At 72.4% G+C, this 23538-nt stretch carries 22 protein-coding genes and 1 riboswitch; of the genes, 14 read left to right on the plus strand and 8 right to left on the minus strand.

Annotated features, from left to right (window positions below; genetic code table 11):
- Positions 1–78: 78 nt before the first annotated feature.
- Both HDA41_RS02770 and HDA41_RS02775 read left to right on the plus strand, forming a co-directional pair.
- A complete protein-coding gene (locus HDA41_RS02770) occupies positions 79–1428 on the plus strand; it encodes a glutamine synthetase family protein (RefSeq protein ID WP_184980307.1) in 1350 nt (449 codons plus the stop codon).
- 17 nt (positions 1429–1445) lie between these two features.
- A complete protein-coding gene (locus HDA41_RS02775) occupies positions 1446–2732 on the plus strand; it encodes a cytochrome P450 (RefSeq protein ID WP_184980309.1) in 1287 nt (428 codons plus the stop codon).
- Between the two features lie 653 nt (positions 2733–3385).
- On the opposite strand, the gene HDA41_RS02780 is transcribed toward HDA41_RS02775, so the two are convergent.
- The 4 genes from HDA41_RS02780 to HDA41_RS02795 all read right to left on the minus strand — a co-directional run bounded on the left by HDA41_RS02780 (position 3386) and on the right by HDA41_RS02795 (position 6277).
- The gene (locus HDA41_RS02780; protein WP_184980311.1) at positions 3386–3727 is read right to left on the minus strand and encodes a hypothetical protein; all 342 of its coding nucleotides are present in this window, start codon (positions 3725–3727) and stop codon (positions 3386–3388) included.
- A 407-nt stretch (positions 3728–4134) separates the two neighbouring features.
- A complete protein-coding gene (locus HDA41_RS02785; protein ID WP_184980313.1) occupies positions 4135–4764 on the minus strand; it encodes a sigma-70 family RNA polymerase sigma factor in 630 nt (209 codons plus the stop codon).
- A gap of 226 nt (positions 4765–4990) precedes the next feature.
- On the minus strand, positions 4991–5659 hold the full coding sequence (locus HDA41_RS02790; protein ID WP_184980314.1) for a hypothetical protein: 669 nt from the start codon (positions 5657–5659) through the stop codon (positions 4991–4993).
- 132 nt (positions 5660–5791) lie between these two features.
- Complete coding sequence (locus tag HDA41_RS02795) at positions 5792–6277, minus strand: DUF4396 domain-containing protein (RefSeq protein WP_376706762.1); 486 nt, start codon at positions 6275–6277, stop codon at positions 5792–5794.
- 98 nt (positions 6278–6375) lie between these two features.
- On the opposite strand from HDA41_RS02795, the gene HDA41_RS02800 reads away from it, so the two are divergent.
- Entirely contained in the window at positions 6376–7173 is a 798-nt protein-coding gene (locus tag HDA41_RS02800) for an SDR family NAD(P)-dependent oxidoreductase (RefSeq protein ID WP_184980316.1), read from the plus strand.
- 28 nt (positions 7174–7201) lie between these two features.
- On the opposite strand, the gene HDA41_RS02805 is transcribed toward HDA41_RS02800, so the two are convergent.
- Entirely contained in the window at positions 7202–8050 is an 849-nt protein-coding gene (locus tag HDA41_RS02805; RefSeq protein ID WP_184993087.1) for a class I SAM-dependent methyltransferase, read from the minus strand.
- A gap of 190 nt (positions 8051–8240) precedes the next feature.
- Between HDA41_RS02805 and HDA41_RS02810 the strand changes: the two genes are divergently transcribed.
- Positions 8241–9038: a VOC family protein gene (locus HDA41_RS02810; RefSeq protein ID WP_184980318.1), complete on the plus strand. Its 798-nt coding sequence runs from the start codon at positions 8241–8243 to the stop codon at positions 9036–9038.
- Positions 9039–9138: 100 nt separating this feature from the next.
- Here HDA41_RS02810 and HDA41_RS02815 read toward each other — a convergent pair whose 3' ends face one another.
- Positions 9139–9366: a carbonic anhydrase family protein gene (locus tag HDA41_RS02815; protein ID WP_221511398.1), complete on the minus strand. Its 228-nt coding sequence runs from the start codon at positions 9364–9366 to the stop codon at positions 9139–9141.
- 210 nt (positions 9367–9576) lie between these two features.
- Here HDA41_RS02815 and HDA41_RS02820 point away from each other — a divergent pair, with 210 nt between their 5' ends.
- From HDA41_RS02820 to HDA41_RS02855, 8 genes are all read left to right on the plus strand, one after another.
- Positions 9577–10113, plus strand: coding sequence for a GNAT family N-acetyltransferase (locus HDA41_RS02820; RefSeq protein WP_184980322.1), 537 nt, complete (start codon positions 9577–9579; stop codon positions 10111–10113).
- A gap of 30 nt (positions 10114–10143) precedes the next feature.
- Positions 10144–12033 carry an ABC transporter permease subunit gene (locus tag HDA41_RS02825; protein ID WP_184980324.1) on the plus strand — a complete coding sequence of 630 codons (1890 nt, stop codon included), beginning with the start codon at positions 10144–10146 and terminating at the stop codon, positions 12031–12033.
- Complete coding sequence (locus HDA41_RS02830) at positions 12030–13358, plus strand: MDR family MFS transporter (RefSeq protein ID WP_184980326.1); 1329 nt, start codon at positions 12030–12032, stop codon at positions 13356–13358. The genes HDA41_RS02825 and HDA41_RS02830 overlap by 4 nt, the downstream gene beginning before the upstream one ends.
- A 243-nt stretch (positions 13359–13601) precedes the next feature.
- The gene (locus HDA41_RS02835; RefSeq protein WP_184980328.1) at positions 13602–15026 is read left to right on the plus strand and encodes a serine/threonine-protein kinase; all 1425 of its coding nucleotides are present in this window, start codon (positions 13602–13604) and stop codon (positions 15024–15026) included.
- A gap of 90 nt (positions 15027–15116) precedes the next feature.
- A riboswitch (cobalamin riboswitch) is annotated at positions 15117–15391 on the plus strand.
- A 30-nt stretch (positions 15392–15421) separates the two neighbouring features.
- Positions 15422–16123: an energy-coupling factor ABC transporter permease gene (locus HDA41_RS02840; RefSeq protein ID WP_184980330.1), complete on the plus strand. Its 702-nt coding sequence runs from the start codon at positions 15422–15424 to the stop codon at positions 16121–16123.
- Positions 16120–16488 (plus strand): energy-coupling factor ABC transporter substrate-binding protein, encoded by a 369-nt coding sequence (locus tag HDA41_RS02845; protein ID WP_184980332.1) that lies wholly within the window; start codon positions 16120–16122, stop codon positions 16486–16488. Before HDA41_RS02840 ends, HDA41_RS02845 begins: the two co-directional genes overlap by 4 nt.
- A 5-nt stretch (positions 16489–16493) precedes the next feature.
- Positions 16494–17237, plus strand: a complete 744-nt coding sequence (gene cbiQ / locus HDA41_RS02850) for a cobalt ECF transporter T component CbiQ (RefSeq protein ID WP_184980334.1) — start codon at positions 16494–16496, stop codon at positions 17235–17237.
- 1 nt (position 17238) lies between these two features.
- Complete coding sequence (locus HDA41_RS02855) at positions 17239–18093, plus strand: energy-coupling factor ABC transporter ATP-binding protein (protein ID WP_184980336.1); 855 nt, start codon at positions 17239–17241, stop codon at positions 18091–18093.
- Between the two features lie 269 nt (positions 18094–18362).
- On the opposite strand, the gene HDA41_RS02860 is transcribed toward HDA41_RS02855, so the two are convergent.
- The gene (locus tag HDA41_RS02860) at positions 18363–19490 is read right to left on the minus strand and encodes an amidinotransferase (RefSeq protein ID WP_184993089.1); all 1128 of its coding nucleotides are present in this window, start codon (positions 19488–19490) and stop codon (positions 18363–18365) included.
- 187 nt (positions 19491–19677) lie between these two features.
- Between HDA41_RS02860 and HDA41_RS02865 the strand changes: the two genes are divergently transcribed.
- On the plus strand, positions 19678–20334 hold the full coding sequence (locus tag HDA41_RS02865; RefSeq protein WP_184980338.1) for a maleylpyruvate isomerase N-terminal domain-containing protein: 657 nt from the start codon (positions 19678–19680) through the stop codon (positions 20332–20334).
- 88 nt (positions 20335–20422) lie between these two features.
- On the opposite strand, the gene HDA41_RS02870 is transcribed toward HDA41_RS02865, so the two are convergent.
- Positions 20423–21091, minus strand: coding sequence for a hypothetical protein (locus HDA41_RS02870; RefSeq protein ID WP_184980340.1), 669 nt, complete (start codon positions 21089–21091; stop codon positions 20423–20425).
- 316 nt (positions 21092–21407) lie between these two features.
- On the opposite strand from HDA41_RS02870, the gene HDA41_RS02875 reads away from it, so the two are divergent.
- Entirely contained in the window at positions 21408–23222 is a 1815-nt protein-coding gene (locus HDA41_RS02875) for an ABC transporter ATP-binding protein (protein WP_184980342.1), read from the plus strand.
- Positions 23223–23538 lie beyond the last annotated feature (316 nt).

The following is a 23538-nucleotide window of genomic DNA, read 5'->3' on the forward strand; positions in this document are numbered from 1 at the left end:
GCCGCTCGTTCCCCACGCCACCCGCCTCCCCGGCCCCTGGTCCCGGAGGTGTCCCGACGTCCGCCCGAGGAGACAACGGTGAGCGCTCACGACCTTGAAGAAGTCCGCCGCCACATGGAGCGGCTCGCCGCCGACGGCATCGACGTGGTCCGGGTGACCTATCCCGACCTCATCGGCACCGACCGGGCGCGTGACGTGCTGCTGGAGGAGCTGCCCCGGGCCTGTGAGCACGGCCTCGCGTTCTGCCGGGCCGTCTACCACACCAGCCCGCAGGGCGACGTGGTCCCGGTCTGCGGCGGGCTGGACGCGGGCCTGCCGGACATCTGTGTCCGCCCGGACCTCGGCACGCTGGTGCCGCTGCCCTGGGAACCGGGGGTGGCCGCCTGTCTGGGGGAGGTCGTCGACGCGGCGACCGGGGCGCCGGCCCCCGAGTCGCCCCGCGACCTGCTGCGTGCGGTCCTCGCCCGGTGCGCCGAGCACGGGCTGCGGCCGGTGGTCGGGCCCGAGCTGGAGTACTTCCTGTGCGACCCGGACCCGTCGGGCGGCTGGCGCCGCTACGCACCCGACCCCGGGGTCGTCTACACCGCCGGCCTGCGGGCCGACCCGGACAACCACCTGCTGCGCACCCTGCGCCACGTACGCGACCTGAAGGTCGGGGCCATCAGCGGCAACCACGAGTTCGACGGCGGACAGATAGAGATCAACCTGGTGCACTCCGACGCCGTGTCGGCCGCCGACCGCTCCTTCCGCTTCAAGGCCGCGATCAAGGAACTGGCCCGCAAGGAGGGCCGGCTGGCCACCTTCATGGCCAAGCCCTTCAACGACGCGGGCGGCTCCGGCTTCCACCTGCATCTGTCCTGCGACGACGAGGACGGCCGCAACACCTTCGACGACCCGTCGGGCCCGTACGGCCTGTCCGCGACCGCCCGGCACGCCGTCGCCGGTGTCCTCGCCCACGCGCCCGCCCTCGCCGCGCTGCTCAACCCCACGATCAACTCGTACAAACGCTTCGGCCCGGACACCCTGGCGCCCTGGCTGATCGACTGGGGGCTGGACAACCGCAGCGCCATGGTGCGCATACCGCCCGAGCGCGGCTCCGGCGCCCGGCTCGAACTGCGGCTGGGTGACGCGAGCGCCAACCCCTACCTGGCGATCGCCGCGACGACGGCCGCCGCCCTGCTGGGCGTCCTGGCCGGCGAGGAACCGCCCGCGCCGCTGGAGGGCTACGGCTACGACACCGCCCGCTCGGCCGTCCTGCCGCAGACCCTGTCCGCCGCGCTGGACGCGCTGGAGGCGGACACCGCCCTGACCGACCTGCTCGGCAAGGACTTCACCACGTCCTTCCTCTCCTACAAGCGCGACGAGGTCGAACGCTTCCACCGGCACGTCACCGACTGGGAGTTCACCGAGTACGCCTACCACCTGTGACGCCGAGGAGCCTGCCGATGACGACCGAGCCCCTGACCGACGCCGTGCGCGAGCCGCTGCCCCTGTCCGACGTGAACCTCGCCGACCTGGACCGCTTCACGGACGGCGTCACGCCCTGGCGGATGTTCCACACCCTGCGCCACGAGGACCCGGTGCACTGGCAGCCCGAGGAGGCGCCCAACTCCGGGTTCTGGGCGGTGACCCGGCACCGGGACATCGTCCGGGTCGACCGCGACTCCGAGACCTTCACGTCCACGAAGTTCGTCAACCTGGAGGAGGTCGACGACGACCAGATCAAGAAACGCGCCTCCATCCTCGAACTGGACGGGGTCCGGCACCGGGCGCTGCGCAGCCTCATCCAGCGGCAGTTCGGCGCGAACGTGATCAGCGGCTACACCGACTTCCTGCGCGGCCTGACCGCTCGGACCCTCGACGCCGCCCTCGCCAAGGGCCGTTTCGACTTCGTGGCGGACGTCTCGGCGGACTTCCCGATCAACGTCCTCGCCCGACTGCTGGATGTGCCCCCGGAGGACAACCAGAGGCTCATCGACTGGGGCAACCGCATCATCGGCCACACCGATCCCGACTACGCGGACGTCCTGCTGCACAGCGAGGAGAGCGAGCGGTACCGCGACCTGCCCTTCCGCTCCCCCGCGTCACTGGAGGTCTTCGAGTACGGGCGGGAACTGGCGCGGCAGCGACGCGGCGGCGACGGCACCGACCTGATATCCCGGCTGGTCAACACCACCCCCCGGGACGGCGTCCCGCTCTCCCCGCAGGACTTCGACAACTACTTCCTGCTCCTGGTCGTCGCCGGCAACGAGACGACCCGCCACACCATCTCGCACTCCATGCTGGCCCTCATCCAGCACCCCGAGCAGCTGGCCCGCCTCCAGGAGGACCCCTCCCTGATCCCGGGCGCGGTCGAGGAGTTCCTGCGCTGGGCCTCCCCCGTCTACCACTTCCGCCGCACCGCCACGTGCGACGTCGAACTGGGCGGCAAGCGGATCAGGGAGGGCGACAAGGTCGTGATGTGGTTCGCCTCCGGCAACCGCGACGAGGAGGTCTTCGGCAACCCGTACGACTTCGACGTCACACGGACGGACAACGACCACGTCACCTTCGGCAAGGGCAGCCCCCACCTGTGCCTGGGCAACCTGCTCGCGCGCACCGAGATCCGGATCATGTTCGAGGAACTGATCCCGCGCCTGGCGGACATCCGCCTGGCGGGCGAGGTGCCGCGGGTGCGCTCCAACTTCGTGAACGGCATCAAGAAGCTGCCGGTCGAGGTCACGCCGGCCTGATGCGGCCCGTCCGGTCCCGCAGCAGCCGGATCGTCCGCTCGACGTGCTCCTCGTGCAGGTAGTGCCCGCTGTCCGGCCAGTAGCGCCGGCGGGAGCAAACCCGGCGACTCTTCCTGCGCGGGCCCAGGTCTCCGGGTCACGCTTCAAGAGCGTGACTGATGCGCAGTCGCACCGTGCAGGAGGCCGGATGGTCGTGACAGAAGTGACTGGGACCCATACCTATCGCAGTTTCCTCAACAAGCCGGAGCTCGTCGAGGACTTCGACAAGCTCCGGTTCGCTGAGCTGGAGTTTGAGACTTGCTGTTGATCCGGAAGGGGCAATCAACCCTGACGGGCAAGGGCCGCACAGAAACCCCCATCGCCGACTTCCAACAAACCTGTCCGCCCAAAGGAACTGGCGCATCCTGCGCTGGGCGGCGCAGAACAAGGCCGAACAGTGCTCACGCCGACGAACGCATCCTGGGCGAACCCGATCGAAGCGCACTTCGGGCCGCTACGGCAGTTCACCCTGGCCAACTCCAACCACCCCAACCACGCGGTCCAGGCACGCCAGTTGCACCGCTCCCTGCGCTGGCGCAACCAGAACGCCCGGCATCCCGACGTCCTGGCCGCCCAGGGACGCGAACGCCGACAGGAAGTCAGCGCCCCGCCGGTCAGCTCTGCCGGACGGCGCGTTCGATCCGATACTGCTCCGCCAGCTCCTCGAACTGCCCGGCAGCAGCCGCGCTCAGCGTGACCCGCCGGGGCTCATCCACAACGCCGCGCACCTGGTCAGCCACCTGCGCGGCCCGGCTGCCTGACGCATAGACGCCCAAGACGAGGACCGTGGCCTCGATGCCGTCGTCAGCCTGCTCGTCGTCACCCAGGGCGAAACTCCACGGCACGTCACAGGGCGGCCTGTGGTCGGGGTCCGGACACAGCAGACGCTTGACCGGCTCCTGCAGTGTCAAGGCCTCCTGCACGCTCAGGCATCCGTGAATCCGGATTTCGTACACCCCAGGCTCATCCACAGCCGCAATGTCTCCCTCATGCTGTCAGCACCGCTCCGTGACCCCGACGGTAATGAGCACAGAGCAGCACCGCATCAGGTCTCTCCCCTAGGTGGTGACGATTCGATGCTCAGCGATGAGCCAGCAGCACGGTGATCGTTTCCGGTCACGGCGTTAGCGGCGGACCCGGTGCGCGTCGAGTCGAAGCTGTCTGCACCGGTGGCCACTTCGGCCGAGCAGACCACCGCAGCGGCCGGCACCACGGTGCGTGGAACATCTCGCACCACGACTTCCTGATGCACCCCCGACCCGGGTTCCACTTCCTGTCGGACGACGCCCCGGCCCCTTGAACCGCTCGCACGCGGGCGGGCGCCCGCCGGAGAGGTCCGGCGGGCGCCGCGGGGTGGGACGCGTCAGGCCGCTGCCAGGGCGGATGCGGTCGGCGCCGGTCGCTCGGCCTCCGCGAGCAGGGCCATGAGCGTGGCCCGGGCCCGGGCCACGCGGGAGCGGACGGTGCCGACCGGGCAGTGGCTCAGCTCGGCGGCCTCGGCATAGGGCAGACCGAGCAGCTGCGTGAGGACGAACGCCTCGCGCCGCTCGTCCGGCAGTGAGGCCAGCAGCTCCAGCAGCGCCACGCCGTCGTCGAAGCCGGGCAGGCCGCGCGGCTGGGCGAGTTCGACCGCCAGCTCCCAGTCCGGCAGGTCGGCCGGGCGGGGACGTACGGCGCTGTACCGGAGGCTGTCGGCGACCGCGCGCCGGGCGATCGCCAGCAGCCAGGCACGTGCCGAGGAACGGCCCTCGAACCGGTGCAGGCTGCCGAGCGCCCGCAGGAACGTGTCCTGCGCGAGATCGTCCACGGCCTGCGGATCGGCGCACAGGTGGGCGACGTAGCGGATCACGTCACGGTGCAGGGCGCGCACGAAGTGGTCGACGGCGGCGGAGTCACCGCCGCGGGCGGCCAGCGCCCAGGCGGTTATCGACTCGTCGGCCGACGCCGGGGGCTCTCTTCTCTCGTGCGAAAGGGGCAGGACAGGAGTGATCACCTGATGTCCTTTTCGGGATTCCGGGACCACGGGAGGGCGAGCACGCGGGCGTAGGCGATGCCGCGCGTGCGCGCGGGGCCGCGCGGTCCGGTGAGTGAGGGAGGGGCCGTACCCGTACGGCGCCTGAGCGAGCGCGGCTGCCGACAGGCAGGGGCGTCACAGGGGCGTACGGGCGTACGACCGGCACCGGGGCGCACAGGGGCTGCCCCGGGACTACCGGCTGCCGTCAGACGGCAGCGGCCCTCACCGGTGGCCCTCTGGAGGTGATCGCGTGGACGAGAAGGAGGAGGCGCGGCGCCCGGTCCGAGGACCACCGCCGTACGCGCACGGGCGGGGGCGGCGGCGCGGGCGGGGCGAGCAGGAGCCGCAGCGGCGCGGCCAGCCGGCCGCCCACGGCACGCAGGAGTCGGAAGACGGCCCGTTCCCCGTGCCCCAGCCACAGGCCGCACAGCAGGGCGGCGAGCAGGTGGGCGGCGAGCATGCCGAGGGACGAGTCACCGCCCGGCGCGTGCCCCGCGTGCTCCAGGTGGGCGGGCATGGACATGGACTCCGTGGATCCCATGTCGTGCCCCAGGGAGCCCATACCGCCGGCCCCTCTGTCCATGGAGTCCATGCGCAGGGAGTGCGCGCCGGCCGCCGGCGCCGGCGGCGCGAGCGAGAACGCCGAGTGCAGAGCCGTCTGGACGGCCACGGCGACGGCGGCGACCAGCCGGAGTCCGCGCTCGCGGCCCGCCAGGCACCAGCCCGCCACGCCCGTCACGGCCCAGCCGGCCAGCAGCGTCCGGAGGGGCACATGGTCGCCGGACATCATGACGTGCCCCAGGGCGGCGAGCACGACACAGACGGCCGCGAACACCGCGGCCCGTGCCGTGCGAGCACACCACCCAGCTGTCATGGCGCCTCATCCTCGCATCCGGCCCCGCTCCGTCGCCCATGGGTACGGACATCGCCCGGGCCGGGCACTCAATCCACGCCATGTGATCCAGCCCACTGCCCGTGGGCCGCTGCGCGCGCTCCTGACCGTCGGTCAGTGGTGGGCGTGGACGACGGCATGCCCCTTGCCCCGGCCGATCATCCACTTGTTGACCGGGGTCGTGATCAGGAAGGCGACCACGAAGCCGCCCAGGAGCGCGGACCAGAACAGGCCGTCCGTCAGATGGGCGTCCATCGCGCCGGGAGTGAGGGCGATGATCGCGTTGTCCACGAGTTCCATCACCGTGATCGAGACGGTGTCCGCGGCCAGGGCGATCCGGATCGCCGACCTGAGGCCCAGGCCGGCCCGCAGGACCGCGAACAGGGTGAACGAGTAGCCGAAGAGGAACGCGAGCCCGATGGCCAGGACCATCGTGGGCAGGTTGTCCCACTCCAGCGCGGTGCCGATCACCATGCCGAGGATCTCGCCGATCGCGCACCCGGTCAGACAGTGCAGCGTCGCCTTCACGGCGATCCCCCAGGTCGCCGTTCCGTGGGGGCGCCCTTCGTGGTCATGAGCGGAGTGATCCATGTGATCCATGACACTGACTATATACCCCGGAGGGGTATGTCGCCATGCATAGCGGGTGGCGGCACCACAACCACGGGTGCTTCAACTGCCGTTCTAGAGTGCTCGTCATGACGACACCAGCCACACCCGCCACACAGGCCTACCTTTCCGGGTTGTTCTCTCTGCACGGCCGGGTCGCGCTGGTCACGGGCGGCAGTTCCGGCATCGGCCGCGCCATCACCGGCGCCCTCGCGCGCGCCGGTGCGAGCGTGGTGGTCGTGGCCCGCGGCGAGGCCGGACTGACCGCGACGGTCGAGGAGCTGACGGCCGAGGGCTGCCGCGCCGCCTGGGTCAGCGCGGACCTGAGCACCCGCGAGGGCGTGCGGACGGCCGCTGAGCGGGCCGTCGAGGCGTTCGGGGAGCCCGACATCCTCGTCAACAGCGCCGGGATCAACGTGCGTCCGCCGATGGACGAACTCACCGAGGACGTCTGGGACCTCACGATGGCCGTCAACCTGGACGCGCCGTTCCTGCTGGGCCAGCGCTTCGGCCCCGGCATGGCGGAGCGCGGCCACGGGCGGATTCTGCACATCAGCTCGCAGCAGGCGCACCGGGCGTTCGTCCAGAGCGGCGCCTACGGCGCCTCCAAGGGCGGCCTGGAGTCACTGGCGCGGTCCCAGGCTGAGGCGTGGTCGCCGCGCGGCGTCACCTGCAACGTCCTGGTGCCGGGCTTCGTCATGACACCGCTCAACGCGCGGCTGTCGTCGGATGCGGAGAAGGTGGCCGCTCTCGCCGAACGCACGCTGATCGGACGGAACGGACTGGCCGAGGACTTCGCGGGAGCGGCGGTCTTCCTGGCGAGCCCGGCCTCCGCCTACATCACCGGGCAGGCGGTCTTCGTCGACGGCGGTATGTCGGTGCACTGACGGCGCCCCCGGCGCCGCCACCACCCGGTCAGCGCCCGGAGGAGTCCTTCCGCCACACGAAGACCTCCGTGTCCGGCCCGCGTTCGGAGAACCTCCCCGCCGGGGAGGCCTCCCGCAGCAGCCGCCGCAGGTCGCCTTCGAAGTCCTCCTGGCGCGCTCCGAACAGATGCGGCGCCGAGAACGACATGGAGAACACCCAGGCGACGACATCGTCGAAGGTCCGCTCCAGCGCCTGCCCGCCGGGCACGACGAGACGCCGGGGGCCGGAGAATCCCGCCCCGGCGAACACCTCGGCCTCTCCCCCGGGTGTGCCCTGCGGCAGCACTCCGCGGCCCGCTCGCCGCGCGGGGCCCAGGTACCGCTTGACCAGGTCGTCCACCGCCGCGTAGGGGACCGCCGGGTGCGGCAGGCCGCCGAGGACGCGGTGCTCCGTCTTCAGATCCGAGATGTGCACCAGGGCACCGTCCGGCTGGAGCATGTCCCTGACGGTCGCCGCGACCAGGTCACGGTCCATCCAGTGGAAGGACTGCGCGAAGGTGGCGACGGCGAACGTGCCGAGCCCCGCGGGCAGAGCTTCGGCGCGGGCCCGCACCCACCGGGTCTTCTGCCCGACCCCCCGGCCGGCGGCCCGGCGTCCGGCTTCGGCGATCATCCCGTGGTCGGGGTCCACGCCGACGATCTCGCCGAACAGATGCGCGAGACTCAGGGCGATGGTCCCGGGCCCGCAGCCCACGTCGAGGAGGCGCCCCTTCCCGTCGGGCCGCAGCGCCTCGGCGAGCGCGTCGGCCAGCCCGGGGGCGTACGGCAGCCGCCCCCGCTCGTAGTAGGCGGCGGTCCCCGAGAACAACGTGTCGTCCCACTCCCAGCTGGCCACCACGCCGCCCACCACCCTCACCGCGACAGCTCCGCGATCACCCGGCCGGGCGATGGTCCCGATGATTCCACGGCCCGACAACCGGCCGGGGGCAGTGGACCGTTGATCCGCCGACTGGGCAGCGGCCGAGGGGCGAGTGTCAGTGCCCGGTGTCACGCTGGGCGCACAGGACCTGCGGAAGGGAAGCATCGCCATGATCACCACGGAGTTCGCCACCGGTTCCCCCTGCTGGCTCGACCTCGGCACTCCGGACGTCCGGTCCGCCGCGGCCTTCTACGGCGCCGTGCTCGGGTGGGACTACGAGTCCATGGGCGAGAGCGAGGACTTCGAAGGCGGCATGTTCCGGAAGGACGGCAAGATCGTCGCCGGTCTCGGCAAGCTCACGGAGGAGGGAGCGCGCTCGGCCTGGATGCTCTACTTCAGCGTCACCGACGCGGACGCCACGACGGAGGCCGTGCGGCAGGCGGGCGGCACCGTCAGGGTGGCGCCGATGGACCTCGACGACTGGGGCCGGATGGCGCAGTACAGCGACCCGCTGGGCGGCCAGTTCGCCGTCTGGCAGCCGGGGACGACCAAGGGCGTCGACCTGGTCGACCAGCCGGGCTCGCTGTCGTGGACCGAGCTGTACACGAGTGACGCGGCGGCCGCGAAGGAGTTCTACGGCGGCCTGTTCGGCTGGCAGTTCAGCGACATGCCGCTGCCGGGCGGCGAGGGCACGTACACGCTCATCACCCCCGCCGGACTGCCCGAGGAGCGGATGCACGGCGGCCTCATGGAGCTCGGCAAGGAGAACCTCTCGCTGGCGGACGGCCGGCCGTACTGGCACCCGGTCTTCGCCGTGGAGGACTGCGACGCGGCGGTGGCCAAGGTCACCGAGAACGGCGGCAGCGTGCAGATGGGGCCCGAGGACGCGGAGGGCGTCGGCCGGCTGGCCGTCTGCCTCGACCCGGCGAACGCGGACTTCGTGGTGCTCACCCCGGCCGAGAGCTGAGCCGGGCGGGCCCGGGCCGGCAGTTCACGCGGGCGGAGCCCCCGGGGCCCGACGTGCCCCCCAGCCCTTCGCGCTGCCGTACGTCCCGGCCGGTGGGTCATCACCAGCGGTGGCGGTCACCGGCGATGCGCCGGTCGCCGAGCGGCTGCACCTCACGGGCGTTGCCCTCAGGGAAGAGATCCCGGCAGTGCTCCAGCGCGGCAGCGGAGGCCTGCACCGGATGGGTCAGCGCCGTCCAGCGGACCCCGGTGGTGCAGGGGCAGGTGGTGGTGGAGCCGAGGTAGCGGTACGGCTCGGTGCAGGCCGGCGGCAGTGCGTCGAGTTCCACGCCGGGCATGTTCCAGGGGCCCTCGCACCGGCGGGCGGGCTCCAGCAGCCGCCCCCACGGTGTGCTCGGACGGCGTGTGCCAGTGGACGTCCTCCATACCAGGGGACGTCCTCCATAGCGGGGTCTCGAGGCGGACTGCGCGGGGCGGCGAGGGACACGGGCGGTCACCCCCCACCGAGCCGGAAAAAGCCTATTGCATATGATGTGCAAATGCGCGACTACACCATCAGGGAAGCTACGGCGGAGGACCTCGACGGGGCTCGGGTGGTGATGCTCGACACGGTGTACCGCGACTTCGGGACGGGTTACGTGCCGCACTGGCACGCCGACATCATCGATCCCGCGTCCTTCTACGTCGTACCGCCCCGGCACACGCTCCTGGTCGCCGTGGACGAGCGGGACGGGACGGTGGCGGCCACGGCGGCGCTGGACGCGCGCGGCCCGGCGCACCCGCCGAACCCGCGCTGGCTGGCCGAGCGGTTCCCCTCGGGCGAGACCGCACAGCTCCGGCGCGTGTACGTGCACCCCGAGCACCGGCGGCGAGGGCTGGCCCGGCGCCTGGTCGAGGGGCTGCTGGACTTCGCGCGGGCCGACGGTGGTTACCGGTCCGTGTATCTGCACACGTATCCGCACTCGCCCGGCGCGATGGGCCTGTGGCGGACGCTGGGCAAGGTGGTGTGCGACGAGCGGGAGGAAGTGCCCGGCGGGGGCAGCGGCGTGGTGCACTTCGAGATCCCCTTCGCCTGAGCAGCACGAAGGACGACGCTGAGCACCTCGATGGCACCCCTGACCAAGGCCCTGGCCGCCCTGCGCGTTCTGGCGCGCGGTGGCGGCCCGACGCTGCTGTGGCGGTTCGTGCTCACGGCCGGCCTGGTGGGCTCGATCGGCCTGCTGCCGTGGCTGTCGCGTACCGACCCGGCGCTGACCGTGCTCAAGGCCCGCTCGGCGGACCGTGACCCGACCCCCGAGACACTGCGCGCGATCCGCGACCAACTCGGTCTGGACGACGGCCCGTCGGTTCTGCTCGGCCGCTGGCTGGGCGGGCTGCTGCACGGGGACGCGGGCACGTCGTGGGTGTCCGGCGCCCAGGTGCTGCCCTCCGTCGTACAGGCGCTCGGTGTGTCGTTGCTGCTGGTGTCCGGCGCCCTCGTCGTCGCCGCGGTCACGGCGACAGCCGTGTGCGCCCGTACGCTCCGGCTCGGTTCGCGGGGCCGGCTCGGCACGCGCGGTGCCGGTGGCACGGCGACCGCGGTGCTGGCAGCGCTGCCGGAGTTCCTCGTCGCCTCGGTGCTCGCCTCGGTGATCGGCGTGCAGCTGGGCTGGCTGCCCGCCCTGGGCTGGTACGGGCCGCAGTGGATGGTGCTGCCCGCGCTGGCCCTCGGCCTGCCCGCCGGCGCGGTCCTCGGGCGGCTGCTGGACGACCTGCTGCCCGGCGCGTTCGCCGAGCCCTGGGCGCTGGCCGCCGCGTCCCGCGGTGTCCCGCCGAAGTCCGTGGCGCGGCAGGCGGTGCGCCGCTGTGTGCCCGGACTGCTGCCCAACCTGGGCCTGTTCGTGGTCGGTCTGACCGGCGGGTCGGTCGCCGTCGAGCAGATCTTCGACATCCCGGGCCTGGGCCGGCTCACCCTCCAGGCCGCCCTCGCCCAGGACCTGCCCGTCCTGCAGACCGGCACGCTCGCCCTCGTCGTGCTCGCGGCCACCGCCGGCGTCCTCGCCCGGCTCACGGCCCGGCTGCTCATCGGGCCCGCGCTGCGCGACGGCGCCCTGCACTCCCTGCACCGGCCCGCGCCACCCGCGCCCCGCACCCTTCCCCTGCTGTACGGGGCACTGCTCGCCGCGGTCATCGGTCTCGGCCTGCCGCGCGACGCCCTCGCCCTGGACACCCTCGCCCGGCTGCGAGCCCCCTCCCCGGCGCACCCGTTCGGGACGGACGCGCTGGGCCGGGACGTCCTCGCCCGTGTCGCCCACGGCGCGCTGAACACCCTCGGCACGGCGCTCGCGGTGAGTGCCGCCGCCCTCGTGGCCGGGCTGCTGCTGGGGCTGCTGCCGCGGCTGTCCGGGCCGCTGGCCGACACCGTCAGTGCCGTACCGCCCGTTCTGGCAGGGCTCCTCGTCACCGGCATCACGGGCAGCGGCCCCTGGACGCCCGCCCTCGCCGTCGGTGTCGTGGCCTGGTCCCCGCTGGCCGCCCACACGTCCTCCCTGCTGCGTCAGGAGCGCGCGACCACCCACCTGGCCGCCACCCGCGCGCTGGGCGCCGGGCGTTGGTACCTGCTCCGGCACGAACTGCTGCCCGCCGTGCTGCCGCCGGTGACCCGGCACGCCCTGCTCCGGCTGCCCGGCGTCGCGCTGAGCCTCGCCGCGCTCGGCTTCCTCGGCCTGGGCGCGCAGCCACCGTCCCCCGAGTGGGGCCTGCTGCTCGCCGAGAACCAGCCGTACGCCGAGCGCGCCCCATGGGCCGTCCTCTTCCCGGCCGCCGTACTCGCCCTGCTGGGGGCGCTCGCGGTGACGGCCGCCGGCGGCGTACGACTGCCCCGGCGGCGTGGGCGGACCGACAGCCCGGCGGGGCCGTCGCCCGGCGACCGGGTCGTACCCGCCCCGCGGCGGCGGCCGAACCGCACCGACGCCCTCCTGGCCCCTGTGCCCACCCCTACGACGGAAGAACGATGACCGGCCTCATATCCCGTGTGCTGACCCGCCGGGCCGTCCACGCGCCCACGAACGAGACCTCCGACGACGGCACGCGCAAGGCCCCGCGCGAGAGCACCTGGCGGCTCTGGCGGGACCTGTCCCCGCTGCTGCGGCTGCTGATCCTGACCCAGCTCGCCTTCAACATCGGCTTCTACGCCGTGCTGCCGTTCCTCGCCGAGCACCTCGGCACCGCGATCGGCATGGCGGGCTGGCTGGTCGGCTTCGTCCTCGGCCTGCGCACCTTCAGCCAGCAGGGCCTGTTCGTGGTCGGCGGCTCGCTCGTCGACCGCTACGGCGTACGCCCGGTCGTGCTGGCCGGCTGCGTGCTGCGGATCGCCGGGTTCGTGTGGCTCGGGTGGGCGCAGGCGAGCTGGGCCGTGATCGGGGCCGTACTGGTGATCGGCTTCGCCGCCGCGCTGTTCTCCCCCGCCGTGGAGTCCGAGGTGGCCCGCCAGGCGGTGGTCTGGGAGGAGGAGGGGCACGGCTCACGCACCCGGCTCCTGGCCCTGTTCAGCGTGGCGGGCCAGGCCGGGGCCTTCGTCGGGCCGCTGCTCGGCGCGCTGCTGCTCGCCGTCGACTTCCGCACCGCGTGCCTGGCCGGCGCCGCGGTCTTCGTGTGCGTCCTCGCCGGGCACCTGCGGCTGATGCCGCAGCACATCCCCGGCAGGGTCCGCGTCCGCCAGCGGGGCGGAGCGCGCCTGCTGCTGCGCAACCGCCGCTTCCTGGCCCTGTGCTGCGCGTACGGCACGTACCTGCTGGCCTACAACCAGCTGTATCTGGCCCTGCCGGACGAGGTGCAGCGCGCGGCGGGCTCCCAGGCGCCGCTGTCCTGGCTGTTCGCCCTGTCCTCGGTGCTGGTGGTGTTCGCCCAGCTGCCGGTGACCCGCTGGGCGGGCGACCGGCTCGACCTGCGCCGCTCCATGACCGCCGGGCTGCTGCTGATCGCGTCCGGTTTCGCGGTGGTGGCCGCGGCGCGCCCCGCGGGCTGGACGGGTGCCGCCGGGCTGCTGCCGGCCGCGGGCTTCGTCGTGCTGCTCACCGTGGGGCAGATGCTGGTGGTGCCCGCCGCCCGCGCCTGGGTTCCCGACCTCGCCGAGGAGGGCCGGATCGGCCTCTACATGGGTGCGCTGTCGTCCGTCTCGGGCCTGATCGTCCTCGCCGGCAGCGCGGCCACCGGCTTCGTGCTCGATACGGGCCTCCCGGCCGCCGTGCCCTGGCTGGTCCTCGCGGCCGTACCGGCGCTGGCGGTGGCGCTGTTGCCGCGCCGGGAGAAGCGGGCGCGGGGGGTGGGCGCGGCGGCCTGACGGCACACTGAGGCTCCGAGACGAAGCCGCGGCAACACGCGCGGCACGGCATCACCCCGGCGGGCGATTCCTCCGCTCCCCGGTTTCCGGAGCCGTTCCGACCCACGTCACCGCACCGGGGAACGGCGGTCACGCGACGCCAGTATCCTGGGTCGGCTGCGGCACCCCCCACCAACCCCCGCTCCGACGCGGGGAGTTACGGCCTGCGGCGAGGACCTTCCCACGAGCATAGGACGAGGACGAGTGCTGCTAGCGGGCCGCTACCGGCTGGACGTTGAGATCGGGCGCGGCGGAATGGGAGAGGTCTGGCGTGCGTACGACGAGACGCTCGCCAGAGCGGTGGCCGTCAAGCTGCTGCTGCCTCAGGACACGGACGCGACGGCGGCCTCCCGGTTCCGCCTGGAGGCCCAGACGGCCGGACGTCTCAACCATCCCAACGTGGTCGGAGTCCTGGACTTCGGCGAGTACGACAACCGGCTGTACCTGGTGATGGAGCTGGTCGAGGGCGACAGTCTCGCCCGGGTGCTGTCCGTCTCCGGCGCGCTCCCCGCCGAGCGGGTGGCGGTGCTCGCCGCCCAGGCCGCCGCCGGACTCGCCGCCGCGCACCAGCAGGGCATCGTGCACCGGGACGTCAAACCCGCCAACCTCCTGCTGGACGCGGGCGGCACGCTGAAGATCGGCGACTTCGGCATCGCGCGCTTCCTCGACGACCCGGGCGCCGCGCTCACCGCCACCGGCCAGATCGTCGGCACCGGGCTCTACCTAGCGCCCGAACGGGCCCTGGGCCGGCCCGCGGGCCCCGCCTCCGACATGTACTCCCTGGGGTGCGTGCTGTACCAGCTCCTCAGCGGCCGCCCGCCGTTCCAGGCCGACACCGCCGTCGCGCTCCTCCACCAGCACCTCGACAACGCCCCCGTACCGCCCCGCGAGCTCGGTGTCGCCGGTCTGCCGCCGGCCTTCGAGAGCTACCTCCTCGCCCTGCTCGCCAAGCAGCCCGAGGACCGGCCCACGGCGCAGCAGGCCGCCGAGTGGTTCGCCGCCGGCGCCTGGCGGGGGCTGCCCGAGCCGCTGCCGGAGGCGGCGTCCCCGGTGCGGCCCTCGGGGCCGGGACCGTACGCGGCGTCCCCGGTGCCCTCCTCCGGGCCGGGGCCGTACGCGGCAGCCGACACCGGCAGCCCGACCACGTACGCGCTGCCCACGGGGTCCCGCACCGCCCCGAACGGGCGGTCACGTCGCGCCGCACCCCGCAACGGCCTCGGCAACCACCGGAGAACGGCCGCGACGGTGGCCGGCGCGGCACTGTTCCTCGCCGCGATGCTCGCCGGCATGCTGTGGTTCTCGCCCGACAACACCGCGACGGAGGGCACGGAACCCGACGCGTCCCCGTCCGCGAGCAGCCCGGCCGCCACCCCGCCGGCCGACTCCGCCGACCCCCTCGCGTCCGCCCCGGCGACCGCCACGACTCCGACCGTCGGCTCGGTGGCCGATGTCTCCCCCTCCCCCACGGCACCCGATACCCCGGCCCCCACCGAACCGACGCCCGGCCCCACCAGCCCGCCGCAGGAGGCGAGCGGCAGTTCGCCGGAGAAGGCGGACAAGCCCCAGCAGGAACAGCCTCCGCGGGCCGGGGAGCACGGGGAGAACGATGACGACGAGGGCGACGACTGAGCCGTCCCGCGCCGGTGTGCAAGCGGTCGCTCCCTCACGCGCCCCCTTGCGCGCCCCCTCGGCTGGCTTGTCATGGCCCTTATCTCGGCATTACTGTCACCACGCCTTGGTGAACGGGAAATCCGGTGTGATGCCGGTGCGGCCCTCGCCACTGTGATCGGGAAGTCCGGCTCCAGCCCTCGCGGGCAGCCACTGGGTCCTAGGGCCCTGGCGTCACATTCCCGTCTGCCGCGCGCCAGACGCCGCGCGGCCCGCCCTTCGGGCGGACGACGGGAAGGTGACGCCAGGGCTTAGGGACCCGGGAAGGCGGAGCACGGGCGGTGGGACCCGTGAGCCAGGAGACCGGCCAAGGCGCGTCAACCATCCACGAGGTGCTGGAGAGGGTCTGCTGAGCCATGCACATTGCCGAGGGTTTCCTGCCTCCGACGCACGCGGCCGCCTGGGCTGCCGCGTCTGCGCCGTTCGTCGTCCACGGGGTCCGGTCGCTCACCCGTGAGGTGCGCGAGCACCCCGAGAGCACCCTGCTCCTCGGCGCTTCCGGCGCCTTCACGTTCGTCCTGTCCGCCCTGAAACTGCCGTCCGTCACCGGCAGTTGCTCCCACCCCACCGGCACGGGTCTGGGAGCCATCCTGTTCCGGCCGCCCGTCATGGCGGTGCTGGGCACCATCACCCTGCTCTTCCAGGCACTCCTGCTCGCGCACGGCGGTCTGACGACGCTCGGCGCCAACGTCTTCTCCATGGCGATCGCGGGGCCCTGGGCGGGATACGCGGTGTACCGGCTGCTGCGGCGCTACGGCGTGCGGCTGATGGTCGCCGTGTTCTTCGCCGCGTTCGTCGCCGACCTGTCCACCTACTGCGTCACCAGCGTGCAGCTGGCGCTCGCGTTCCCCGACCCGGGCAGCGGGTTCCTGGGCGCGCTCGGTAAGTTCGGCTCCATCTTCGCCGTCACCCAGATCCCGCTCGCGGTGAGCGAGGGCCTGCTGACGGTGCTCGTGATGCGGCTGCTGGTGCAGTCCAGCAAGGGCGAACTGACCCGGCTGGGTGTGCTCATCGCCGACAAGCAGTCCCGCAGCGAGACCGAGGCGGTCGCCCGATGAGCAGGAACACGAAGATCAACGTCCTGCTGCTGCTCGCCGTGGCCGCGCTCGCCGTGCTGCCACTCGCGCTCGGCCTCGGCGACCACAAGGAGGAGCCCTTCACCGGCGCCGACGGCGAGGCGGAGACGGCGATCACCGAGATCGAGCCGGACTACAAGCCCTGGTTCTCGCCCCTGTACGAGCCGCCGTCCGGTGAGATCGAGTCGGCGCTGTTCTCCCTCCAGGCGGCGCTCGGCGCCGGTGTCCTCGCCTACTACTTCGGTCTGCACCGGGGCAGGCGGCAGGGTGAGCGGCGGGCACGGGAGCGGGACTCCGCAAGCCGGGCGGCGGGCACCGCCGAGGAGTCCACGGCCGAAAGGGCCTGAGCCGCGTGCTGCCGATCGACGCGGCGGCGCACAGCAGTCGCTGGCGCCACCGCCATCCCGTGGACAAGGCCGTGCTCGGGCTGGGTCTGACCGCGCTGGCGATCTCGCTGCCGCCCTGGCCGGGAGCGGCTCTGGTGCTGCTGACCGCCCTGGTGGTGCTGCTGGGTCCGGCGGGCGTGCCCTGGCGCCGGCTGTGGCGGGCCTACCGGGTGCCGTTGGGTTTCTGTGTGACGGGCGCGTTGACGCTGCTCGTGCAGGTCGGCGGGCCGGAGGGCTTCGTCTCCCTCGCCGGTGACGGGCCGCTGCGGGCCGGGGAGTTGCTGCTGCGCACCTCGGCGGCCTCCCTGGGGGTGCTGCTGTTCGCGTTCACCACGCCCATGTCCGACCTGCTGCCGCGTCTGGTGCGGGCCGGGGTGCCCGCGCCGGTCGTCGACGTCGCGCTGGTGACGTACCGCATGAGCTTCCTGCTGCTGGACTCGGTGCGCCGGGTCCGTGACGCGCAGGCCGCCCGGCTCGGCCACACCACGCGGGCCGCCGCCTGGCGTTCGCTGGGCGGTCTCGGCGCCACCGCGTTCGTCCGGGCCTTCGACCGGGCGGTCCGCCTCCAGGCCGGTCTCGCCGGGCGCGGCTACGACGGCACCCTGCGCGTCCTGGTGGCCGAGGCCCGCGTCTCCGTCCGCTTCACGGCCGCCAGTTGCGTGCTCCTCGCGGCGCTGGCCGTCCTCACCTTCGTACTGAAAGGCCGCTGACATGAGCGAGCCCGCCCTCGTCGCCCTGCGGGGCGCGTCCTTCGCCTACGAGGACGGCCCGGCCGTGCTCAGCGGACTCGACTTCGAGATCCGCGAGGGGCGCGCGCTCGCGCTGCTCGGCCGCAACGGCAGCGGCAAGACCACGCTGATGCGGCTCCTCAGCGGCGGACTGAAGCCGCACGCGGGCCGGTTGACGGTCGACGGGCAGCCGGTGACGTACGACCGCAAGGGCCTGACCCGGCTGCGGACGACCGTCCAGCTGGTGGTGCAGGACCCGGACGATCAGCTCTTCGCGGCGTCCGTCGAGCAGGACGTGTCGTTCGGGCCGCTGAACCTCGGTCTGGACGACACGGAGGTGCGGGCGCGGGTGGCGCAGGCGCTCGCCGCCCTGGACATCACCGCCCTGGCCGACCGGCCCACCCATCTGCTCTCCTACGGACAGCGCAAACGCACCGCCATCGCGGGCGCGGTCGCCATGCGGCCCCGTGTTCTCGTCCTCGACGAGCCGACGGCCGGACTCGACCCCGACGGCCAGGAACGGCTCCTCACCACGCTCGACGGACTCCGCGAGACCGGCACCACGGTGGTGATGGCAACTCACGACGTCGACCTCGCCCTGCGCTGGGCCGACGACGCGGCGCTCCTCACCCCGTCCGGGGTCCGCACCGGGACCGCCCCCGAGGCGCTGTCCCGCACCGATCTCCTCCGGGAGGCGGGCCTGCGACTGCCCTGGGGTGCCGCCGCGGCGGAACTCCTGCGCGCGCAGGGGCTGTTGACCGGCACGGAGCCGGGGCCACGTACGCCTGCCGAACTCGCCGCCCTCACGGCCGGACGGCCGGGGGCGCACGGAGGCTGAGGGTCGCCCCTCTTCGTCGCCACGCGGGCTCGCCCAGAGGCCCGGGCGGCGGCCGCCCAGAGGTGGACGGCCGCCTCGCGGATGCGGTGCTGAAGCCGGCATCGGGAACCAGCCGATCGGGGATCAGACGCGGTGCCTCGGAATGCCGAGGGGTCGGTGGCCGGGCTCGCCGCCTCCGTCGCGCAGCGGCTCACGGGGGGCGGACGGCGACAATCCCGCGCGCGTCACGCGTGCGCCGTCGAGAGCGTGCCGAAGCGGAGTGGCCTCGGTCAGTCGAAGTAGGACTGGAGCAGGCCGCGGCGCCGGACGTCGAGCGTCGCGCAGTGGAACGAGCCGCCGAACGGCGAGTAGTGCAGCAGGTCGCACGGGATGGGCTCGAAGCCCCACTTCTCCAGGGCGCGCAGCATGCCGGTGTGGTGCCGCTCCGCGATCACCCGCCGTTCGTCGATCATGAGGACGTTCATGCTGAGCCACTTGCCGCACATCGACGTCACCTTGAGCAGGGCCTCGTCGATCGGGTCGGGCTCGGGGGCCACCAGGACGTCCCAGGAGCTCAGGATGTCGGGCAGTCGGTCGACGTCGATGTACTCGGGGTTGACCAGCACCTTTCCGGGCGCGAGCAGGACGAACGTCGTGTCGATGTGCATGGGTGTGCGGCAGCGGCTCTCGATCTCGTGGATGCGGTACTCCGGCCCGAGATGGCGGCGCAGCCAGTCGACGCCCATCCGGTTGGTGACGTTGCTGCGCGTGACGAACAGGTCCCGTCCGGCCCGGACGAAGTCCGCCGCGTCGAAGACGGGCTCGAACTCGGTGAGGATGTACCGCATCGGCTCGCCGTCCTTCGGGATCCGGAAGTCCGGATCGAACAGCTCGTCCGTGAGCTGCGGCTTGGGTGCCGCCGTCCAGCGCGCGCCGCGTCGGAAGTAGTCCTTGAGAATCGGGCGGTAGGAGTGGGTCTCGAAGTACCGGCACGGCCAGGCCATCGGGGTTTCGATGATCTCCTCGCCGATCACGAGCATGCTGTCCCGCGGGCAGGTGTTGCAGAAGCCCCGTGAGGTCCAGTCCGGGGTGCCGAAGCGGCGCCGGTGGTCGACCGCGTCCGGCCGCCTGACCGTGACGCCGAGGGACTCCAGCAGGGCGACGAACCCGTCGATCTCCTGCTGGGCCTGCTCGACGAGCACGCGCGGATACCGGAAGCCGGCGGCGAGGCCCTGCAGCCGTCCGGCCCAGGGCGGCACGTTGCAGGTGACCACCGGGTGGTCGGAGGGGATCGTCGCGCCCTCGAGACGCCCGACGATGATCTCCTCGAGCGGATCCCACTCGGTGTGCGAGTTCACCGGAGAGACGAGGCGCTCCACGGCCTCGCCGGTCACGGCCGGTGTCTCGGGCCTCCCCATGACGGCCATACCCACCACCTTCGGATCGCAGGCTTCGGTGATGCACCGCACTCACCAGGTTACTCAACGTGGCGTGCCAGTGCTGTCCACGTCAACACTCCTGCCCACCCGCGTCGGCCGCATGGGTGAGCCGGTGCGTTTCGGAAAACGCTTGTCCGTCCTCGCGGCGCAGCACTACGTTGCCGAGGTGGATCTCTTCGCACGCTCCTGGACGGCGTTGCGCGCCGCGGTCGCCGACCTGTCCGACGAGGACTTCTCCCGGCCGTCCGGCTGTACCGGCTGGCTGGTGCGGGACCTGGTGTGCCATCTGGTCATCGACGCGCAGGACGTCCTGATCACCCTCGCCACCCCCGCCGACGGGGAGCCGACCCGGGACGCGCTGACCTACTGGGAGATCTCCGGCACGCCGCCGACCGGAGACGATCCGCTCGACGCGCTGACCGTCCGGCTGGCCGCCGCGTACGAGGAACCGCGCCTGCTCACGTTCCACCTGGACGACGTCGGCTCCGCCGCCGGCCGTGCCGCGGAGCTCGCCGACCCGTCCCTCAGGGTCGGCACCCGTGACGAGGTTCTCACCGTGGGCGACTACCTCTCCACGTACGTCATGGAGTGGACGCTGCACCATCTGGACCTGATCGCCCACCTCCCGGACGCCGCGCAGCCGCCCGCGGAGGGGCTCGCCCGGTCGCGCGAGATGCTGGAGCGGATCGCCGGGAGCGCGTTCCCCCCGTCGTTCTCCGACCAGGACGCGCTGCTGGTCGGCACGGGGCGGCGGGCGCCGACCGACGAGGAACAGGCCGAACTCGGCGAACTGTCCTCGAAGCTCCCGCTGTACCTGGGCTGAGCGGGCGCATCGCACACCAGGCCCGGGAACCCTGAGGCTCCTGGACCTGGTGGAGAGCGTGACGCGGAGGACTTGGCCGGCCGTGATGTCAGTGCCGCAGGGCCGGTGCACCGGCCGACGGCGTACGGCGGGTGGCACTGCGGTAGGTGGAGATGCTCAGGGCGAGCAGCCAGTAGCTGAGGATCGCGCCCATCGAAGCGGTGGTGCCCCAGCCGTTCGCCGCGTAGAAGTCCGCCGGGTCGTTGCCGAAGAACAAGGACGGCACGAAGGCCACGTTGACACCGGCCAGGACGTACGCGGAGCGGCTGGTCCAGCGCGGCAGCAGGTGCGTACGGGAGATGCCGAAGCCCACCGCTACCAGGAACAGCGTCAGCAGCACACGGCCGATCGACCCGTAGAGGATGTAGGTGCCGCTGACCGTGATGGTCGGGTCGATCGGACGGTCGGCGGCGATGACGGCGCCGGCTTCCAGCCCGCTGGAGACCAGGGTGACCGTCGCGTAGACCAGCCCGGTGGCGAAGGCCATCGAACCGACCCACTCAGAGGCCGGGTTCACCCGCTTGACCAGCTCACGGAAGGCCGTCACGAACACGATCAGGAACGCCAGCGAGAAGATCGCGAGCAGCAGCCTGGTGAGGACGTTCGCGTCCGGCGGCGGGCCTGAGTAGATGAAGTACAGCGGTACTTCGATGATCAGGGCGGCCGCGGCGGCGATGCCGGCGAGGCCCGTCAGGCGCCTGGCGAAGGTCTCGTTCATGGGGTCCCCCGAAGTCCGGTGGTGGAGCGTGTCGTCGGTCCGTTGCCGATGACAGACATGCTGCCGCCCCCGGCCCGTCCCTGGGCCTGGGCACCCGATGCGGGGGTGGCCCTGGCGACACCCCCGCTACGAGTCCGCCGACCGTGCCTCTTGGCGCTCCCTGCGCACCACCGCCCGGCCGGAAAACACTTGGACTCCGCGGTCGCCGTCGCGGGACACTTCCGGACTCGACCCGAATCTCCACACATCCGTTGCGGCGATGGCCCCTGCCCGCACATGCGCGTGGCGGGCGGCCACAGAACGACACAGGGGTGGGATGGAAACGCCTGATTCGCGCAGGGTTCAGCCGGGCAAGCGCTCGGTACTTCTCGCACTTCGTTACTACGGACGGGAGTTGGCCCGGCTGCGCCGGCTGACGGCACCCGCGATGCTGCTCATGGCGCTGGGCAACATCGGACTCCACTACATCGCGCCGCTGATCGTCGCCAAGCTCGTCGGCGACATCGCCGACGACCGGGACGTCACGGTCGACTCGACACTGCCGTACGTCCTCGGCTTCGCCGGGGTCCTGCTGCTCGCGGAAGCGCTGTGGCGCGTCGCGATGCACTGCCTCAACCGCCTCGACGCCCTCGGCATCGAGCACCTGTACGTGATCGGGATGGACGAGCTGTTCGCCAAGGACGCCGCGTTCTTCCACGACAACTTCGCCGGTTCGCTGACCAAGCGGGTCCTCAGCTTCGCCTCGCGTTTCGAGCAGTTCGTGGACACGCTGGCGTTCCAGATCGTGGGCAGCTTCGTGCCGCTGGTCTTCGGGGCGGTGGTGCTGTGGCGCTACGAGCCCCTGCTCGTGGTCGGACTGCTGGTGATGATCGCGCTGACCGGGGTGCTGGTCGTACCGCTCATCCGGCGCCGCCAGGCGCTGGTCGACCAGCGTGAGGAGGCGATCGCCCGGGTGTCGGGCCACGTCGCCGACAGTCTGATGAACATGGACACGGTGCGGGCGTTCGCCGCGGAGGAGCGTGAGGCCGCCGAGCACCGCTCCCGGGTCGCCACGTCGCGCCGGCTCACGCTGCGGTCGTGGGACTACGGCAATCTCCGCATCGACACGCTGGTCGCGCCGATGTCGGTGCTGACCAACGCGGTGGGCCTGCTGCTCGCGGTCACGCTCGCCGGGGGCGGGCACGGCGTGGAGGCGATCGTGGTCGCCTTCACCTACTACAGCAACGCGACACGGATCATGTTCGAGTTCAACCAGATCTACCGCCGGCTGGAGAGCTCGATGACGGAGGCCGCGCAGTTCACTGAGCTGCTCCTGACACCCCCTACGGTGCTCGACCCGCCGTCGCCGGAGCCGCTGCGGCCCCGGGCCGCCGACATCCGCTTCGAGAAGGTGACCTTCGCGCACCGGGGTGGCCGGCCGCTCTTCGAGGGTCTCGACCTGCACGTGCCGAGCGGGGCGCGGATCGGCCTGGTCGGCCGGTCGGGCGGCGGCAAGACTTCCCTCACCCGGCTGCTGTTGCGCATGACGGACATCGACGGCGGCCGCATCCTCGTCGGGGGTCAGGACATCAGCCGGCTGCGCCAGGCCGACCTGCGCAGCCAGATCGCCTACGTGCCGCAGGACCCGGCGATGTTCCACCGCACCCTGCGGGACAACATCGCGTTCGCCCGGCCGGAAGCCACCGAGGCCGACATACGCCGGGCGGCCGAGGCGGCCCACGTCACGGAGTTCGCCGACGCACTGCCGGACGGTTTCGACACCATGGTGGGCGAGCGCGGCGTGAAGCTGTCCGGCGGTCAGCGCCAGCGCGTCGCTCTCGCCCGGGCGATCCTGCGCGACGCGCCGATCCTGCTGCTCGACGAGGCGACCAGCGCCCTGGACTCGGAGAGCGAGCTCCTCGTGCAGGATGCGCTGTGGCGGCTCATGGACGGGCGGACCGCGCTGGTGGTGGCGCACCGGCTGAGCACGGTCGCCGGCATGGACCAGCTCGTCGTCCTCGACCGCGGACGGATCGTCGAGCAGGGCACGCACCAGGAGTTGCTCGCGATCGACGGCGCCTACGCGAAGCTGTGGCAGCACCAGTCGGGCGGCTTCCTCGACGACACCGCGGGGCGGGCCGAGGTGCTCTGAGCGCGGCGCGGGCCGTCTCCTCGCCTCATGAGGAGACGGCCTCGGACCGCGCCACGACCCAGTTCGCGAGCAGGTCCGCGCGGCCATCCGGGTCGGGGCCGGCTTCGGCCGGCACGAGGCCGGTGAAACCGGCGGCGTGAATGTAATGGTTGAATGTATTTGACCCATGACCGCACCCTGGCGGACATGGCACGAATTTCAGATGTGCGGCCTGGTTCGTGGTGGTGCCCCTCATGTGGGCTCTGCTCCGCATCCTGCCGACCGGTATCAGAACACTTCACGTCCGAAGGAATGGTGCGGTATCTGTGGTGCACCA

This window comes from Streptomyces caelestis (assembly GCF_014205255.1).
GTDB lineage: Bacteria > Actinomycetota > Actinomycetes > Streptomycetales > Streptomycetaceae > Streptomyces > Streptomyces caelestis.